14 protein-coding genes and 1 pseudogene are annotated in these 17,330 nt (G+C 40.1%); 10 read left to right on the top strand and 5 right to left on the bottom strand.

What is annotated here, in order from left to right:
* Positions 1 to 42: 42 nt before the first annotated feature.
* From ACT3S9_RS16975 to ACT3S9_RS17000, 6 genes are all read left to right on the top strand, one after another.
* Positions 43 to 1,233, top strand: coding sequence for an acyltransferase family protein (locus ACT3S9_RS16975; RefSeq protein ID WP_441835366.1), 1,191 nt, complete (start codon positions 43 to 45; stop codon positions 1,231 to 1,233).
* Between the two features lie 674 nt (positions 1,234 to 1,907).
* Positions 1,908 to 3,716, top strand: coding sequence for a glycoside hydrolase family 3 protein (locus ACT3S9_RS16980; protein WP_441835367.1), 1,809 nt, complete (start codon positions 1,908 to 1,910; stop codon positions 3,714 to 3,716).
* A gap of 11 nt (positions 3,717 to 3,727) precedes the next feature.
* A complete protein-coding gene (locus ACT3S9_RS16985) occupies positions 3,728 to 4,525 on the top strand; it encodes a putative hydro-lyase (protein WP_441835368.1) in 798 nt (265 codons plus the stop codon).
* Positions 4,526 to 4,537: 12 nt separating this feature from the next.
* Complete coding sequence (locus tag ACT3S9_RS16990) at positions 4,538 to 5,269, top strand: 5-oxoprolinase subunit PxpA (RefSeq protein WP_192540188.1); 732 nt, start codon at positions 4,538 to 4,540, stop codon at positions 5,267 to 5,269.
* Complete coding sequence (locus ACT3S9_RS16995; RefSeq protein ID WP_441993310.1) at positions 5,254 to 6,120, top strand: glutamate cyclase domain-containing protein; 867 nt, start codon at positions 5,254 to 5,256, stop codon at positions 6,118 to 6,120. Before ACT3S9_RS16990 ends, ACT3S9_RS16995 begins: the two co-directional genes overlap by 16 nt.
* On the top strand, positions 6,117 to 6,974 hold the full coding sequence (locus ACT3S9_RS17000; protein WP_192540213.1) for an aminotransferase class IV: 858 nt from the start codon (positions 6,117 to 6,119) through the stop codon (positions 6,972 to 6,974). Before ACT3S9_RS16995 ends, ACT3S9_RS17000 begins: the two co-directional genes overlap by 4 nt.
* Positions 6,975 to 7,032: 58 nt before the next feature.
* Here ACT3S9_RS17000 and ACT3S9_RS17005 read toward each other — a convergent pair whose 3' ends face one another.
* Positions 7,033 to 7,968 (bottom strand): WD40 repeat domain-containing protein, encoded by a 936-nt coding sequence (locus ACT3S9_RS17005; RefSeq protein WP_444751137.1) that lies wholly within the window; start codon positions 7,966 to 7,968, stop codon positions 7,033 to 7,035.
* Positions 7,969 to 8,596: 628 nt separating this feature from the next.
* Here ACT3S9_RS17005 and ACT3S9_RS17010 point away from each other — a divergent pair.
* Positions 8,597 to 9,565, top strand: a complete 969-nt coding sequence (locus ACT3S9_RS17010) for an IS30 family transposase (RefSeq protein WP_086959932.1) — start codon at positions 8,597 to 8,599, stop codon at positions 9,563 to 9,565.
* Between the two features lie 162 nt (positions 9,566 to 9,727).
* On the opposite strand, the gene dhbA is transcribed toward ACT3S9_RS17010, so the two are convergent.
* From dhbA to ACT3S9_RS17025, 3 genes are all read right to left on the bottom strand, one after another.
* Positions 9,728 to 10,483, bottom strand: a complete 756-nt coding sequence (dhbA, locus tag ACT3S9_RS17015) for a 2,3-dihydro-2,3-dihydroxybenzoate dehydrogenase (RefSeq protein ID WP_441835137.1) — start codon at positions 10,481 to 10,483, stop codon at positions 9,728 to 9,730.
* Between the two features lie 168 nt (positions 10,484 to 10,651).
* The gene (locus ACT3S9_RS17020) at positions 10,652 to 11,299 is read right to left on the bottom strand and encodes an isochorismatase family protein (protein WP_441835136.1); all 648 of its coding nucleotides are present in this window, start codon (positions 11,297 to 11,299) and stop codon (positions 10,652 to 10,654) included.
* Between the two features lie 31 nt (positions 11,300 to 11,330).
* Positions 11,331 to 12,485 (bottom strand): isochorismate synthase, encoded by a 1,155-nt coding sequence (locus ACT3S9_RS17025; protein WP_441993426.1) that lies wholly within the window; start codon positions 12,483 to 12,485, stop codon positions 11,331 to 11,333.
* Between the two features lie 501 nt (positions 12,486 to 12,986).
* Here ACT3S9_RS17025 and ACT3S9_RS17030 point away from each other — a divergent pair.
* The 3 genes and pseudogenes from ACT3S9_RS17030 to ACT3S9_RS17040 all read left to right on the top strand — a co-directional run.
* Positions 12,987 to 14,231: an MFS transporter gene (locus ACT3S9_RS17030; protein WP_441834303.1), complete on the top strand. Its 1,245-nt coding sequence runs from the start codon at positions 12,987 to 12,989 to the stop codon at positions 14,229 to 14,231.
* Between the two features lie 33 nt (positions 14,232 to 14,264).
* Positions 14,265 to 14,981, top strand: coding sequence for a thioesterase II family protein (locus ACT3S9_RS17035; RefSeq protein ID WP_441834304.1), 717 nt, complete (start codon positions 14,265 to 14,267; stop codon positions 14,979 to 14,981).
* 111 nt (positions 14,982 to 15,092) lie between these two features.
* Positions 15,093 to 16,307, top strand: a pseudogene (locus ACT3S9_RS17040) (TolB family protein); the annotation flags it as partial.
* A 29-nt stretch (positions 16,308 to 16,336) separates the two neighbouring features.
* Here the strand turns inward: ACT3S9_RS17040 and ACT3S9_RS17045 are convergent.
* Positions 16,337 to 17,305, bottom strand: a complete 969-nt coding sequence (locus ACT3S9_RS17045; protein WP_086959932.1) for an IS30 family transposase — start codon at positions 17,303 to 17,305, stop codon at positions 16,337 to 16,339.
* Positions 17,306 to 17,330: the final 25 nt, after the last annotated feature.

Consider the following 17,330-nt stretch of genomic DNA (forward strand, 5'->3'; position numbering starts at 1 on the left):
TTTTATTACAATGATGTAATAATAAAATAATAATTAGCTACCATGTTAAAACAACACTGCCAAGATATTTTAGCCAAACTGCCCAGCCATCGATTACTTGCCCTTGATATACTCAGAGGGATTACCATCACTGCGATGATTTTAGTTAATAATCCTGGAAGCTGGTCTTACATTTACTGGCCACTTAAGCATGCTAAGTGGCATGGTTATACGCCAACCGATTTAATTTTCCCATTTTTTGTATTCATTGTGGGTATGTCTATTACTTTGTCGGTTAATGCTATGCGCGCAAAAGGACTCAGTAATTCAACCATGCTTAAGTCAGGCGTTGTACGCACCATTAAGCTCATTGCACTGGGTTGGTTTTTAGCTCTATTTTATTATAATTTTAGCGATCCTAACTTTAGCTGGCTTAATGACAAGCTGTTAGGTATTAGGGTGATGGGGGTGTTGCAGCGCATTGGTCTTGTTTATATAGTTGCGTTAACTGCTTATTTATACTTAACTCCGAAAAAAATAGCCGTCACTTTTATTGGCTTATTAGTATTTTATGGCGCTGCAATGCTTTATCTACCTTATACGCTCCCAAATGGCGAGAGCGTAAGTGGCTTGTGGCTACACGGTAATAATTTAAGTGCGTGGCTTGATAGCTTAATACTTGGCGCACGGCATGTTTATTATGGCACTGCTGAGCCTTTTCCATTTGACCCTGAGGGGCTACTCTCTACTCTGCCCGCGGTTGCCAGTGCATTAAGTGGCATACTTTGCGCCATTTATTTAAACCATGAAAAAAATCTCAAAAAACAAGTTAAGATATTATTGCTGCTGGGTATCATAGCTATTGTAAGTGGGTATTCACTTTCATATTTAACACCTATAAATAAGGCTTTATGGACGCCAAGCTACGTATTGTTAAGCTCCGGTTTTGCCATGCTTTCCTATGCGCTATGTAGTACTATTTTAGATATATATAAAGTACGTTTATGGAGCGCGCCCTTTTTAGTATTTGGTGCCAACGCTATATTATTTTTTATGTTTGCAGGTGTAATAGCCCGAATAGTTATTATAATCCCAGTTGGCGAAAGTAGCTTAAAAGGAGTTTTTTTTACAAAAGTTCTCCAGCCACTGTTCGGTAATTATCTAGGCTCCTTTGCCTTTTCTATATTGTTTTTATTCATCTCGTATGTAGTTATGTATACGTGTTATAAACGCGGTATTTTTTGGAAAGTATAACAATAGCCAATTGCCAGCATATTTAAGTTGGCAGGCTCACTTGAACAAATAAATATAAAATTAGGTGCTTACAGTGAGCTCGGACTCGCTGCTTTAATAATAAGTTAGGCCGCGCTATTTTCCTCTTGCAGGGCATTTAATACACACGAACGGACGTCAAAAAAATGAGGTAACGCCCTTGCCCTAATAAACTCGCTTCGCAGCGCGAAAGATAATACCAACTTGGCTTTTATAAAGCATAAACTGGCAACTGATTTTTTTAACACCTGGAACTATTTGATTGACTCTTTCATTACGATGCCCTGTCGCTGTAGCTCAATACGATTACTAAACCTAAACTCAGATAAACAAGCAGGCTCTTATGAATGAGGAATATATTATTACTGTCTCATTTGCATTCTTTACACTGCTTTGCATCGTAGTTTTTTTCAACTTAATAATGATAACCCTTATATATAAGGATGGTGAAAGCCTTGATATTTTAACTCATGGTTTTTGCGGTTTATAAAAAAAACAGTTAGGGTAGTAAAAAACCCTGTATTTTAATTTAAAATAACATTAACATCAGGAATAAAGTATTCATACATAAAAATAAGCGTTCAGCTTTGGAGCCTACTGTGTTAAATAAGTTTGCCATATCATCTTTAATCTTTGGACTAGGGTGTTTTTTACCTATGAAAGCAACCGTTGCAGCAACGAACTTAACTCTTGAACAACAACTTGGCCAAAAGCTAATGCTCGACTTTCGTTATTACTGTGAGCAAGATAGCGAAGAAAAGTGCCGAAAACCTGTCACTTCATTGCCTGATGACTTAGCAAATATCATTGCTAAGCATGATATTGGAGGCGTGATTTTATTTGCTGAAAACATCGATAACATCCCGCAAATAGTTAAGTTAAACAGTGCTATGCAAGACGCAGCTGCTAAATCAAGTACGGGACTGCCGCTATTCATTTCAATTGACCAAGAAGGCGGCCGCGTTGCGCGTATTCCACGTGACATAGCCACTTCGTTTACTGGTAACATGTCAATTGGAGCAACTTATAAAGCCCACGGCACTAAGTTTGCTACTGAGTCAGCAAAGGTTATTGCTACCGAATTAAAAGCCATTGGCGTAAACGTAAACTATGCGCCAACGGTTGATGTCAACATGAACCCTGATAACCCAGTTATTAATGTGCGTTCGTATGGTGAAGATCCAACTTTAGTTAGTATTTTAGGCGGCGCGCAGGTTGCCGGTTTTGAAGATAACGGCGTAATCACCTCTTTAAAGCACTTTCCGGGTCATGGCGATACCAACGTAGATAGCCATACCGGCTTACCTAAAGTAATGCATGACAAAGAAACTATTTGGCAACAAGATTTACCGCCATTTAAAAATATTATAAAGAATCAGAACCCGGGCATGATCATGACAGCCCATATTCAATACCCTGCTTTAGATGACACTACTTTTGTCAGTAAAGAAGGTAAAACCATGATCAAACCGGCAACTATGTCGCGTAAAATTATTACCGACCTGCTACGTGATGAGTTAAATTATCAAGGTGTAGTGATCACCGATGCTTTGGATATGGCTGGTATTAGCCATTTCTTTGAACCTATCGAAGCGGTGGTAAATACATTTGCAGCGGGAGTTGATGTAGCCTTAATGCCCATTGAAATTCGCAGCCCTAAAGATTTAGCAATACTTGACCAACTTATTAAACGCCTAGTTAAAGAAGTAAAAACGGGTAATTTAAAAGCCGATGAAGTCGCAGATTCTGCAAAACGTATTTTAGCGCTTAAAAGTAAGTTTAAGTTACATACTGATATTGACGAGTCATTAGCAACTCCAAAAGCGCAGCTTTTATTAGGTGACGACAGTCATCGTAAAGTAGAAGCTGAGCTTGCCCTAGCTGCTATCACACAAGTTAAAAACCTTAATAACACTTTACCGCTGAATTTAACGGCCAGCAGTAAAGTGCATATTATTATGCCTGATACACGTAAATGCGTTGCCCTACAACAAGCTATTAAAGCCCAAAATAGTGCTGTAAATCACTTTACCTGTACAAGCTTACAAGGTTATGAGCCAAGTACCACTTTAGAGCAAATAAACCAAGCAGATATTATTATTGCCGGTAATGCTTCACCTAATCAAAGTGCGGTTGAGATTGGTGGTATGGATGACCTTGCAGATGACCCTAAATTTGCTATAAACCGTGGTGATCAGGGTAATGCACTTGAAGAATTATTAAAAAAAGCCAAACGTGCCAATAAAGATATCTTGTTTGTTAGCCTACGTGCACCGTATGATATAGCCAAATACGGCCAATATGGTGATGCAATTTTGGCAACTTATGCGTATAACATAGATATCGATAATGATGATAAAGTAGCAGGGCCGGCCTTTACAGCCCTTGCAAAAGTGTTACTTGGCAAAGCCAAAGCGCAAGGTAGCTTACCGGTAACCATTAACACTACTGTTAAACATAAATAATAGAGGCAACTATGCAACATAATGCATCTCTGACTACGCCGTATGCAATACGCACCATGATCCGTAATGGTGACTACTCAGGTCATACTTCTGGATTTGTACCTGGGTATGTACAAACCAATTTAGTGATATTGCCACAAGCTTATGCGTTTGATTTTTTGCAATTTTGCCAAGCCAATAAAAAAGCCTGCCCAATCATAGCCAGCAGCCGAATTCCTGGTGCAACAGATATACCCAATGTTGCCCATGACTTGGATATTCGTACTGATTTACCTCGCTATCGGATTTTTAAAAATGGCCAATTAATTGAAGAAGTCACTAATATCAAAGAGCAATGGCGCGATGATTTAGTTACTTTTTTAATTGGCTGCTCATTCTCATTTGAAGAACCACTCAAAGCTGCCGGGATCGAAATACGCAATATTACTGAGAACAAAAATGTGCCTATGTACATGACTAATATTCCGTGTGAAACTGCCGGTATATTCCATGCAAACATGGTAGTGAGTATGCGACCAATGAAACCTGCGGATGCGATTCGTGCAATTCAAATTTGTAGTCGCTTTCCTGATGTACACGGAGCACCCGTGCACTTTGGTGATCCTGCTGCAATCGGCATTAAAGATATTTACCGCCCTAACTTTGGTGAGTCTGTCACTATTAAAGAAGGCGAAGTGCCGGTATTTTGGGCTTGTGGTGTTACCCCGCAAATAGCGATAGCGAATGCCGCACCTGATTTTTGTATCACTCATAGCCCAGGCCATATGTTGATCACCGATATTCAAAATGCCCATATTTCGGCTTTTTAAACGGAAATAATAATGAAGCTCAATTGTGATTTAGGTGAAAGCTTTGGCGCATGGCAAATGGGCCTCGATGATGAGGTCATGCCACATATTGATATGGCCAATATTGCCTGTGGTTTTCATGGCGGTGATAGTGATGTAATGGCCAACACCTTAGCGCTTGCCAAACAACATAAGGTAATGATTGGCGCTCATCCAAGCTACCCTGATAAACAAGGTTTTGGCCGTCGCTCGATGGTGTTAACGCCACAAGAGCTAAGCAACTGCCTGCATTACCAAATAGCCGCTATTGAAGGCATGGCAAGAGTGCAAGGTCTAAGCTTGGAATACGTAAAACCACATGGTGCTTTATACAACGATATGATGGTTGATGAAACGATACTGACCACTGTAATGCAAGCAGTAGCCAGTTATCCAAGCAAATTAAAATTGATGATACTTGCTACTGCTAACGCTGAGCAGCATCAACAATTGGCGAAGCAATACCAGATAGAACTAATTTTAGAAGCGTTTGCTGATCGTCAATACACAGATGAAGGCTTGCTCGTTTCTCGAAGCATGGTTGGCAGTGTCCACGATAAGCCCGCATTGATTGCACAAGTAAAACAGTTACTCGCTACAGGTTGTGTGACTACTCGCTCTGGTAAGCAATTACCATTGCATGCTGATAGTTTATGCGTACATGGCGATAACGCCGCTGGTATCGCCCTTATCGAAGAGATCAAAGCACTATGTCACACCAATTAAGTGATGTGCAGTTAAGCCAAGCCATTGAAATCATGATGGTCGAACAAAATCTTCGCGGCATGCAAAACCTCTATGCGCATCAGCAAACAGGCACTTACCTGCGCGCCGCAAAGTCATTATTTGATGCAAAAAACACGATACTGATTGGCACTGGCTTTGCAGTAAATCAAACCTTCGAAACCGATGGCCCCGTTGGCGCAATTGCCTTATACAATGCACTTAAAGCGCTGGGTAAACAGCCTATTTTAGTTTGTGGAACCCCCCTTTACAGCGCACTTAAAAATGATTTTAATTGCTTTGAATTACCATTAAATAACCTTTCAGAAGCGATGGAGTTTAGCAAACAAGCATTAGCAGAGTTGAATCCTGATTGTGTGCTATCTATTGAACGCCCAGGGTTATGCCATGGGAATAAATACTACAATATGCGCGGCATAGATATATCTGCCTATTGTGGCTGCTTTGACTTTTTTATCTCGCAAGCGGCTTGTCCAACCATTGCTATTGGCGATGGTGGTAACGAAATAGGTATGGGTAATGTTGCTCAATACATGACTGAGCTGAGTATTAGGCCAAGCTTAACGTGCTGCGATGAGCTATTACTTGCTGATGTATCTAACTGGGCAGCGTACGGCATTATCGCTTTTTTAAGCCGCTGGTATCACCAAGACTTACTTGCCAATATCAATACCTTAGCAATTTTACAATATTTAAGTGACCGTGGTAGCGTTGATGGCGTTACCCACAAGAACGAGCTAACCGAAGATGGCTTACACGCTATGCACGGCCAGCAATTAATAACACGACTGCGCCAACTCGGCGGCTTTATAGAGAATGAGGATTATCCATGAGCACGGTTTACCTAAATGGTGATTACCTAGCAGCAGCAGACGCGAAAATTTCACCAATGGATCGCGGGTTTTTATTTGGTGATGGTATTTATGAAGTCATACCTGCTTATCAAGGTAAAATGCTGGGCTTTAATGCGCATATCGAGCGGATGAATAACGGCCTTAATGAAATTGAAATTAAGCTCGGTTACAGCACTGATAAATGGCGTGAAATTTGCCAACAGCTGTGTGAAAAAAATCACGGTGATAATTTAGGTATTTATTTACACGTCAGCCGAGGGGCCGATACCAAACGCGCTCATGCTTACCCCACAGATATAACACCAACCGTGTTTGCGTATGTATTTGAAATTCCTCCTCAACCCGTCAGCGACATTGAACACGCCACAACTTATACCGTTTCGTTAGAACAAGATAAGCGTTGGCAGCGTTGTCACATCAAATCAACCGCGCTACTTGGCAATGTCATTCATTATCAACAAGGTGCTGCCGCTGGCAATAAAGAGACTATTTTGTATAACCGGATAGATGAAATAACCGAAGCAAGTTCAAGTAATGTATTTATAGTTAAAGAGGGGGTCATTAGTACCCCACCACTAGATAACCAAATTTTACCGGGTATAACACGTTGGTTAATTTTAAATATTCTACATAGTCATAGTGATTTTAAAGTACAACAACGTGTTATTAGTAAAACAGAACTGCTTGACGCCGATGAAGTGTGGATTACGAGCGCAACCAAAGAAGTCGGCGCTGTGGTAAAAGTAAATGGTAAACTTGTCGGTGACGGGAAACCGGGCAAAGTATGGCAACAAGTACAAAGTTTATTTACCAAACATAAATTTGATTACTAATAGCACTTAGCGTTAATTTTAAAAGCCGTGTTTGTTAATTCAACACGGCCTACTTACACTACTTGGGCGGTTCATAAGGCCAAACTTCAAGCACGCCATCACTGGTTTCAGTCATAATACTTTTGCTATTTTTATCATAGGCTACCGCCAAGACGGAGCTGCGCAAACGTAGCTTTGCCGCCTTATACTCTGCTAGCTGCTGGCCATCGGCAACACGCCATAAATACAAAGTACTTTTTGGCAACCCTGTTAAAAACCATTTATCATCATTAATAAATAGCGAGTCATTAAACTCGATAAAATTGGCCATAATATTTAGTTCAGCTCGTTCTTCAGCTGTTTTTAAATCTAAAAATTGCCGATCATCCACAGAATCGATAGAAAACCCAATGCTTGCATTGCTATTCATAGCAACGTGATTAATGCGTGTTGTGGATTTAAAACGCTGCGTAATTTTACCGTCGTTAGTTGTCCAAACGTAGGCAAATTTATCACTTGAGCCAGTTAAGGCTGTTGTTCCATCATCAGATAGAGCCACAGAGTTAATATCTAAGCGGTGAATTTTTAGTAATTTAGAGACTGATGTTTGAGTGTTTATCACTTGCGCTTCACCAGAGCGATAGCCAATAAGAATAGTGCTTGCATCAGCAGAGACTGCGATATCACGAGCAATATTTTTCCCTGTCGCCCAACTACCCACTAGTTGACCTGTGGTGGCTGAAAACATATGCACAGAGGTACGATTAGAAATGAAATATTTGCTTTTGTCTTTACTAAAACCAACTAATTCAATGTGTTTAGCATCGTCGCCAACAAGGCACTTAAATTTTAGCTGATTTGTTTTATTATCCCATAAACACACCTTGCCTTGCTCAGCAACGATACTCATAGAACCATCAACAGTAAGTGCAGCTGATAATACAGGTTCATTAGTGTGGCGAAACTCACTCAAAGGTGCAGCTTCAAACACGGTATCACCAAAACAGCCCGCCAAGTTAATCATCAAACCTGTTGTTATAATGGATTTTAAAAAATTAGTACGCACTGATATTCCCTCATCTTATTATTTTTAGCACTTATAATGCTTAACTATTGAGGTAACTATCTTCTCACTTTCTGGTTACAGTTTCTATCCGATTAAGGTGCGTACCTATTTGTTTTTTATTAAATTTAATTTAAGTTAGCGCTTTATACCCGTTCACTATTTCCCAGCAAGCTTATTTAACCAGCTAGTGCGTTGCTCTTGCGAGGAACTAATAATAGGGCCAATATACTTAGTTGCTGTTAACTTAATTCCACAAAAACCTAAAATTGTGTGTTTTAGTTGCTTGGTAGCGGGGGCACCTTGGAATATCCGGTAATACCAAGGTGGCGTATCTAAGGTCAATATAAGCTGCGCTGTGCGGCCTGTTAATAATTTCTCTGGGATGGTTTTATTTGGGCCTAAATTCGGATAATAAGTGCAATTTCTCAGATTAGATGGCCAGCTGTTATAATTCGGCCATTTTCTCGCCAAAGGAAATTGCTTTAATGACCTAAATTCGGATAATAAGTGCAATTTCTCAGATTAGATGGCCAGCTGTTATAATTCGGCCATTTTCTCGCCAAAGGAAATTGCTTTAATGAAATATAAACAGCTGACACAAGAAGAAAGATACCAGATTTACGCGTTAATAAAAGCAGGAAATAACCAAAAGCAGATAGCTGAAGAACTAACTCGTTCACCGTCATCTATTTCTAGAGAGCTAAAACGCAATAAAGGACTTAAAGGCTATCGGCCTAACCAAGCCAATAACTTTGCTGAACAAAGACGTAAGTCATCTTTCAAAGCAAGTAAGTTAACAGAGGACGTCACTCACTGGATTAATAAATTGTTGCATGACGGACTTTCCCCTGAGCAAGTGGCAGGCCGCTTAGCTTTAGAGAAACAGGTCGTTTTACATCATGAAACAATTTATCAATATATTTACAGAGACAAGGCTCGTGGTGGCAAGCTACATAAGACACTCACTCGTGCATGTAAAAAGTATAAAAAACGCTATGGAAGCTATGATAAACGTGGACAGATAGTTAATCGAGTCAGCATTGATGAACGCCCAAGTATTGTGGATTCAAAGTCTAGGATTGGTGATTGGGAGGGCGATACAGTGATAGGTAAAGGGCGTAAAAATGCGCTTGTCACAATGGTTGAACGTAAAACGTTATATACAGTCGTTCACAGAATTGAAAGCAAGCATGCGAAAATAACAGCCGATGCGCTGATCACGTGTATGACACCATATAAAGGTAAGGTTATTACCGTGACGTTAGATAATGGAAAAGAGTTTGCTCACCATGAGCATGTTGCACAAAAATTAGAAGCTGATGTGTATTTTGCTCATCCCTATTCATCATGGGAGCGGGGCATAAATGAGAATACCAACGGCTTACTTAGACGCTTCTTCCCCAAGGGAACTGACTTTATGGCGCTAAGTGAAGCAGAGATACAGGCGGCAGTTGATAAGCTCAACCATCGGCCAAGAAAAACAAGAGGGTATAAAACCCCTCATGAATTATTTACGGGGCAATCAGAAGTTCTGGTGGCTGCATAATGATTGCACTTAATACTTGAATTCAAGAATCAAATTAGCTGCTACAGGAATGGTTTCATCTGCCAACTTCAAGGTCTGTTTTAGTTGTTCGGTAATTGCTATTTCGAGTTCTATTTTATCTAATTCCATTTTTTACCTATTTTAATTGAAGGAGCAATGATTTCATCCACCAAGCGTTGCGCCACCATCGACCACTAGATCATGCATGGTTATATGACCCGCTTGCTCACTCGTTAAAAAAGTGACTGCATCGGCAATGTCAGCTGTCGTTGCCAATTTTTGCAATGGTATACCTAGCTTGTAATTTTCCATGTCACCGGCAATGGTATGCTGTTCACTACCACCATTAACCCACATATCAGTTTGCATCGACGTAAAAGTAGATCCAGGAGAGACCGAGTTGACTCTTACAGAATATGGCGCCAATTCAAGTGCTAGAGTTTTTGCCATATTAGTTAGTGCTGCTTTTGAAGCGCCATAAGCCGCCATTCCTACCCGAGGCACACGTGCAGCATTAGAAGAAACAAAAACAATACTGCCAGCCCGTCGCTGTTGAAAATGAGGTGTTAACCAGCGCATAAAATAAACCGGCCCAAACAAATTAACAGCGAATGTGTTATGCCATTGTGCAACCGTGGCTTGTTCTATTTTGTTAAACTCTAATACTCCGGCAACACTAACAAAGTAATCTGGCGGACTACTTACCAGCAGCTGCTGACATAGCTCATCAACGCGCGAAGACTGTTTCACATCGCACTCATAAACAAATGGTTTCAGCTGCTCAGGAACGTTACGCTTACTAATATCAAAACCAACCACCCTCATTCCCTGTTCATGAAAACGCTGAAAAATGGCCGCACCAATTCCCTGGTTAACACCGGTTACCCACGCTATTTCTTTACTCTGTTGTTGATTCATCATAAACCTTAAAACTGTGATTATGAGTCACATTGCATCTTCACAAGTTGCGCCAAAAACAGTATGCTCCACTGCACATTTGCAATAATTTAATCAAACTGAAACTTGCCCGTATAAAAACCAAACTGTGTCATTACATTGGTTTACTTACTGCGAATAATGCTTTAGTTAACTAGATACCAAAGAGTCAACCTCGATACTTTCAGTCACCGTGCTCACCACCCCAAGGTTGCGCTGTACGTAACGTAGTGCATACAAGTGATCTTCACGGCTAAAATCAGCTATAGCATCAGCCATAACAAACGGCTTAATATTCTTCATAAAAGCCTCAGCGGCTGTTTGCAATACCCCAATATGCGCATAAATACCGCAAATGATCAGTTGATCGCGTTGCTCTTGCATCATCTGTTCAGCTAGATCGGATAAGAAAAAAGCACTATAGCGCCATTTAGTGAGTAACCGATCACTTTGTTCTGGCTTAAGCGGTATAACGATGTTTGCCAACTCAGGCTTAGCGGTTAAACCTGGGCCCCACATATCGGTTAATAACCCGCGACTCTCATCACTTTGCTCGGCAGGTTGTGCAGTGTAATACACCGGAATTTTCTGTTCTTTTGCCCATGTTTTGAGTGCTGAAATCTGTTTAATAACTCGGCTCATCATAGGACTAGATGGATGGTAAAAATTAATGAAATAGTCTTGCATATCATGGATCAATAAAGCGGCTTTTTTCGGCTCTACAGTCCAGTTAACTTTTGCCGCTGGGTATTCGTCGGCAGTTGGAAATGAATAATCTTGGATCGCTGGAATAGTCATATAGTGGACTCTTGATATTGAGTTAAATTAATTAGTTAGCTGAAAATGCGCCTAGTATGGTCTGTAATTTAGATTCAGTTTCATGCCATTCGGCATCTGCATCTGAGCCTTTGACAATGCCAGCCCCTGCATACAAGGTCATGCGATTATCAAATAATAAACCACATCGAATAGTAACAACCCATTCACCATTGCCTTTTGAGTCCATCCAACCGACTAATCCGGTGTAATAATGGCGGTCATAATTTTCATTCTCGATAATAAAGTTTTTGGCTAGATCCGTGGGTGTACCACATACAGCAGGCGTCGGATGTAAATCTAATGCTAAATTTAATGCATCAGCAGCACCTTGGCGCAACTGGCCTGTAAAGATTGAAGACAGATGTAGCATGCTTGAAGTTTCGAGTATATGTGGCTGCTCTGATATTGATAAATGGCAACAATGAGGCGCCAAGTTACGCGCAATATTGTCAACAACAAATCGGTGCTCATAATTATCTTTACTTGATTGTTGTAAATTTTCTGCATTCTTGCTATTTAGCTGCTCATCGTTAGTACGCCTTGCCGATCCCGCTAATGGATTACTAACTACTTGATTACCCTGACGAGATAGCAACAATTCTGGGCTTGCACCCAATAAAACGTGTCCATTAGCAACAGGAATAGCAAAAGTATAAGCATGTGGATTTTTATTCATCAGATGTCTCGCCATTCGCAAAGGCGGTTGAGGATGCTCAAACTCCACTTCTAACGATTGTGACAGTACAATTTTTTCTATTGTCAGATGGTCAAACGCAGAGAGTGCACTGCTAACACTCTTCTTAAAATGTGTTTCACTCGTAATTCTTGTTTTATTCTTTATTGCAAAATTGTCGCTTGTTACTTGTTCAATAAATGCATCACGAGGTTCTTTAACATAGCTGTTATACACGTTCAATGCTGAACTTTGTGTATTATCAAATGGGATTGCACCAATCAAAATAGGATCGTCTGCTCCTTGTTCATGTAGGGAAGCAAAGGCCTGAGCAATTTTTTGATTAAGTTCAACCCGCTGAGATGCTGGGGTAGTAATAGTAGCAGCACAATCAAGTGCAAATAACTGATGTTCGCTAGTAGCAAACACAGACGCCTCATTTTGGTCAAAGTGAATGATATCTGAGATTAACCGACTAGAAGATTTTTGCATTCCTTGTTCCTTTGCTTTTTTCGCTCACAATTTTGTAATTACCAACACCCATAAAACAGTATTGTCTGACCATATCAGCATAAGGCAGCCACAACTAAAACTTAATGTAAATGATAATAATTACCAATTTCAATTACATTAGTCCGTTTTTCTTCTTCGTCAAGCAGTTCGTTACACATTGATAAAGATAAGTAATTGACTCATTACGCTATAAACTATTATTGTGCGGGGATTCAAATACAGCAGCAGTCACTAGAAAACTTATTAAATTTATATTTTCCTTCCTGAATGTAACCCTTTAACTGTAGCGAAAGTATTCCTAAGTAACTTTCTGTTCTAGGCGTAAAATCTTAATTAATGCAATTGTATTAACTATCACCACCTACCATTTCAAATGATAATTGTTTATAATTTTATTTGTATTAATAAAATTCGACTTTCTGCAAATTTTATAATCAGCTTTTTTAACGTACACTCAGCTTTAGTTATGGACGTAATACAATGATTAGTAAAAGGTTTCCTTGGCCAATGCTGGCCAGTATTTATATTTCTCAATACATAGGTATTGCTTTTATTCTGTCAGCAGCAGTTGCCATTCTACGGCAACAAGGTGTGCCGCTAGATAAACTCGCATTGCTAAACCTAGCAATGGTGCCGTTAGCAGGTAAAGTTTTTTATGCCCCGTTAATCGATAAATACCGCTGCTATTTTCAAGGTCAATATCGAAGCTGGCTAATTGTTGCTCAAGCGGGTATGACATTACTGTTGATACTCACTGGGATGATGAATTTAGAGCATCAATTTAGCTGGATATTTGCTGCATTGATTCTTTACATGTTTTTTATGAGTGTACAAGATGTTTCTGTTGATGGTTTATCCTGTAAATTATTCGACGCCGACTCACGCAAGTGGGCCAGTAGTATCCAGTTTTCGGGTAATTTATTAGGCAACATTATTGGTGGCGGGCTGATACTGATGTTGTATCCATGGTTACACTGGCATGGTTCATTATGGCTTTTGGCTGGGTTAACGTCTATTTCGTTAATGCAAATACTGTTATTCACTGAACCGGAGCAATCAGCTACTAAGGTAAAACATATTGATTCAGGGAACCTATTGCGTGATGTCTATCGTTTTATAAAAAGCCAGCGTCGATGGTTTATGCTATTAGCTGTATATCCCATTGGTTTCACTAGCGGTTTTGCCATATTAACGCCATTATTAATCGATGCAGGGTGGCAGCTGGGTGAAGTCGGATTCATAACCAAAGTATTTGGTTCAGCAATAGGCGTCGTATCGGCCCTATTTGCAACAACGGTAATCACTCGCTTAGGACGTATTAAGGCATTATTAGCTATTACCCTAACACAAGCATTAGGCTTAGCTTTTATTATTCCAATAACAATGGGTTATACTGATAAGTTAACAGTTTATACTGCCGTTACAATTTATTTTATTGGCTTTCCAGCATTGCTTGTGACACTTTCAACCATGATCATGGACAAAGCTGCGATCACTCACCGTAAAGCCACATTTTTTACCTTACAATTTAGCTTTGTGTCTTTAATGGGATTTATTTATTCTGCCATTAGTATGGCATTGGCTAAATATGTTGGTTATAGCATCATTACTATTGCTGGCGTAATACTAACTTTCGCAGTTGCAGTACTAGCTTGGTTTGCTCTAGTGCGGAAAAATAATGATAACGAATATTCTAAAATCCACGTAGAAAGTAGTCTCTCATGAGCATAAAACCCTTACTCTTAACTAGGTTTCAATATGACAATAAACTTATTCTGTCTACCTCCCGCAGGAAGTAGTAGTACTTTATATGCACCTTGGAAAAAACAAGCAACCAACAATATCACTATCATACCCGTAGAATATCCAGGGCATGGAGCATTAGCTAAGCAGCCTTTGCTCCAAGATCCTGATACTCTCGCACAGCATGTAGTAGCAGAAATAGAATCTCATCAACAAAGGTCATTTATATTATTTGGTCACAGTGTAGGGGCCGCACTACTTTGGCGTGTAATTGCAGCAATTGAACACACGTCATTATTTAAGCAATTAAAAATGATTATCGTAAGTGGCAGACCTGCACCTAGTTACACTCACAAAATGCCAGCCAAGCGATTACTTAGCAGATCAGAGTTAATAAACTTACTGCGTCGCTACAACAATGTGCCTTCTGAACTATTTAAGAATGAAGATGCAATGGATTTCTTCTTGTCGATTTTACGGAACGATCTTCACCTGAATGATAATATGCTGCAAGATAGCGTTGAAAAAATAAACCGCCCTTTATTGGTTTTCTATGGCAAAGATGATCCAGATATTTCAAGTCACACCCATATGCTAGCTTGGCAGGAATACACAACCCAGTGGTTAGGTTGCTACCCATTAGCTGGAGATCATTTCTTCTTTAATGATCTTAGCTCTCGCAAAGCCATGCTTGAGCAAATTTCGGCCTCATTATCAATGTTAAAAACTTAAATACTTTGTTTGCAACTAAATAATTATAGGGGGGTTCATCGCAATCAGCTGTATTTTTAATCTTTGTTACTTTATAACAGTATTAATGCTGTTTATTAACAAGGATTAAAAATGAAATTACTCTCCCCTCTTGTACTGCTAGCTACGGTGAGCTTTTGTGGCGTCGCGGCTCAAACTGATAATACCTTACAATTAGAAAACGTATTTGACCTTGAATATGCCAACCAAATTGAAATGACCGCTGATGGCGATGTGGTTTATTTTGTTCGTAACCGCATGGATATTAAAAGTGACCGTAAAGTAAGTAATATTTGGTCGGTAAGTAGCAGTTCAAAACAACTCCAACCGCTTACCTCTGGCGTGCATATGGATTATTCACCGGTGTTATCGCCAGATGAAACGCGCTTAGCATTTATTTCAACACGTGATGGCAGTAGCCAAATTTATGTAAAATGGCTGAATACTGGGGCTGTTGCCAAGATAAGTAATTTGACCCAAAGCCCGGGTAATTTAACCTGGTCACCGAATGGTGAAAAACTTGTATTTAGTCAGTTTGTGCCTGCTGCCAGCGCAAGTCCCGTGTCTTTACCAGGCAAACCAAAAGGTGCTGATTGGGCCGAACCGGCAAAGTATATTGATGATGTGTATTACCGTGCTGATGGCGGCGGTTACACTGAAAAAGGCTTTCGTCACCTGTTTGAAATTAGCGCCACTGGCGGAAATACCAATCAGTTAACCACAGGAGACTTTGATCACGGCGGCACCTTGAGCTTTAGTCATGATGGCGCAAGTTTATATTTTTCAGCAAATCGCCATGCAGATTACTTATTTAAGCCAACCAACTCTGAAATCTACAAACTGGATTTACAATCTGCTGAGATCACTCAAATCACCGATAGACTCGGCCCAGATGGCCAACCACAGATTTCACCTAATGGCCGTTATTTGGCCTACACAGGATATGATGATAAAAAAACCAATTACGAAAATACGCAATTATATATTCGTGATTTAAAAACAGATAAAACACAAAGTCTTACAGCCGACTTAGACCGCAGTGTTGCACAAATAAAATGGGCTGATGACTCAAAAGGACTTTACTTTGCTTTTGATAGTGAAGGACAAACTACTCTCGCCTATCAACCACGTAGCGGCAAACGTAAGCTGTTAACTAAAGACATAGGCAGCGTATCATTTGGCCGCCCATATTCGGGTGGTGATTTTGATGTGAGCGAAGATGGCGAAGTGGCATTTACCTTAGCAAATACTCAGCGCCCTGCCGATATCGCATTTTTAAAGCGCGGTAAAACGCAACCATTAACTCAATTCTTGAATTCAAGTATTAAGTGCAATCATTATGCAGCCACCAGAACTTCTGATTGCCCCGTAAATAATTCATGAGGGGTTTTATACCCTCTTGTTTTTCTTGGCCGATGGTTGAGCTTATCAACTGCCGCCTGTATCTCTGCTTCACTTAGCGCCATAAAGTCAGTTCCCTTGGGGAAGAAGCGTCTAAGTAAGCCGTTGGTATTCTCATTTATGCCCCGCTCCCATGATGAATAGGGATGAGCGAAATACACATCAGCTTCTAATTTTTGTGCAACATGCTCATGGTGAGCAAACTCTTTTCCATTATCTAACGTCACGGTAATAACCTTACCTTTATATGGTGTCATACACGTGATCAGCGCATCGGCTGTTATTTTCGCATGCTTGCTTTCAATTCTGTGAACGACTGTATATAACGTTTTACGTTCAACCATTGTGACAAGCGCATTTTTACGCCCTTTACCTATCACTGTATCGCCCTCCCAATCACCAATCCTAGACTTTGAATCCACAATACTTGGGCGTTCATCAATGCTGACTCGATTAACTATCTGTCCACGTTTATCATAGCTTCCATAGCGTTTTTTATACTTTTTACATGCACGAGTGAGTGTCTTATGTAGCTTGCCACCACGAGCCTTGTCTCTGTAAATATATTGATAAATTGTTTCATGATGTAAAACGACCTGTTTCTCTAAAGCTAAGCGGCCTGCCACTTGCTCAGGGGAAAGTCCGTCATGCAACAATTTATTAATCCAGTGAGTGACGTCCTCTGTTAACTTACTTGCTTTGAAAGATGACTTACGTCTTTGTTCAGCAAAGTTATTGGCTTGGTTAGGCCGATAGCCTTTAAGTCCTTTATTGCGTTTTAGCTCTCTAGAAATAGATGACGGTGAACGAGTTAGTTCTTCAGCTATCTGCTTTTGGTTATTTCCTGCTTTTATTAACGCGTAAATCTGGTATCTTTCTTCTTGTGTCAGCTGTTTATATTTCATTAAAGCAATTTCCTTTGGCGAGAAA

Origin of the sequence: Pseudoalteromonas sp. AOP31-A2-14, from assembly GCF_052378035.1 — a bacterium.
In the GTDB taxonomy this organism is placed as follows: Bacteria; Pseudomonadota; Gammaproteobacteria; order Enterobacterales; family Alteromonadaceae; genus Pseudoalteromonas.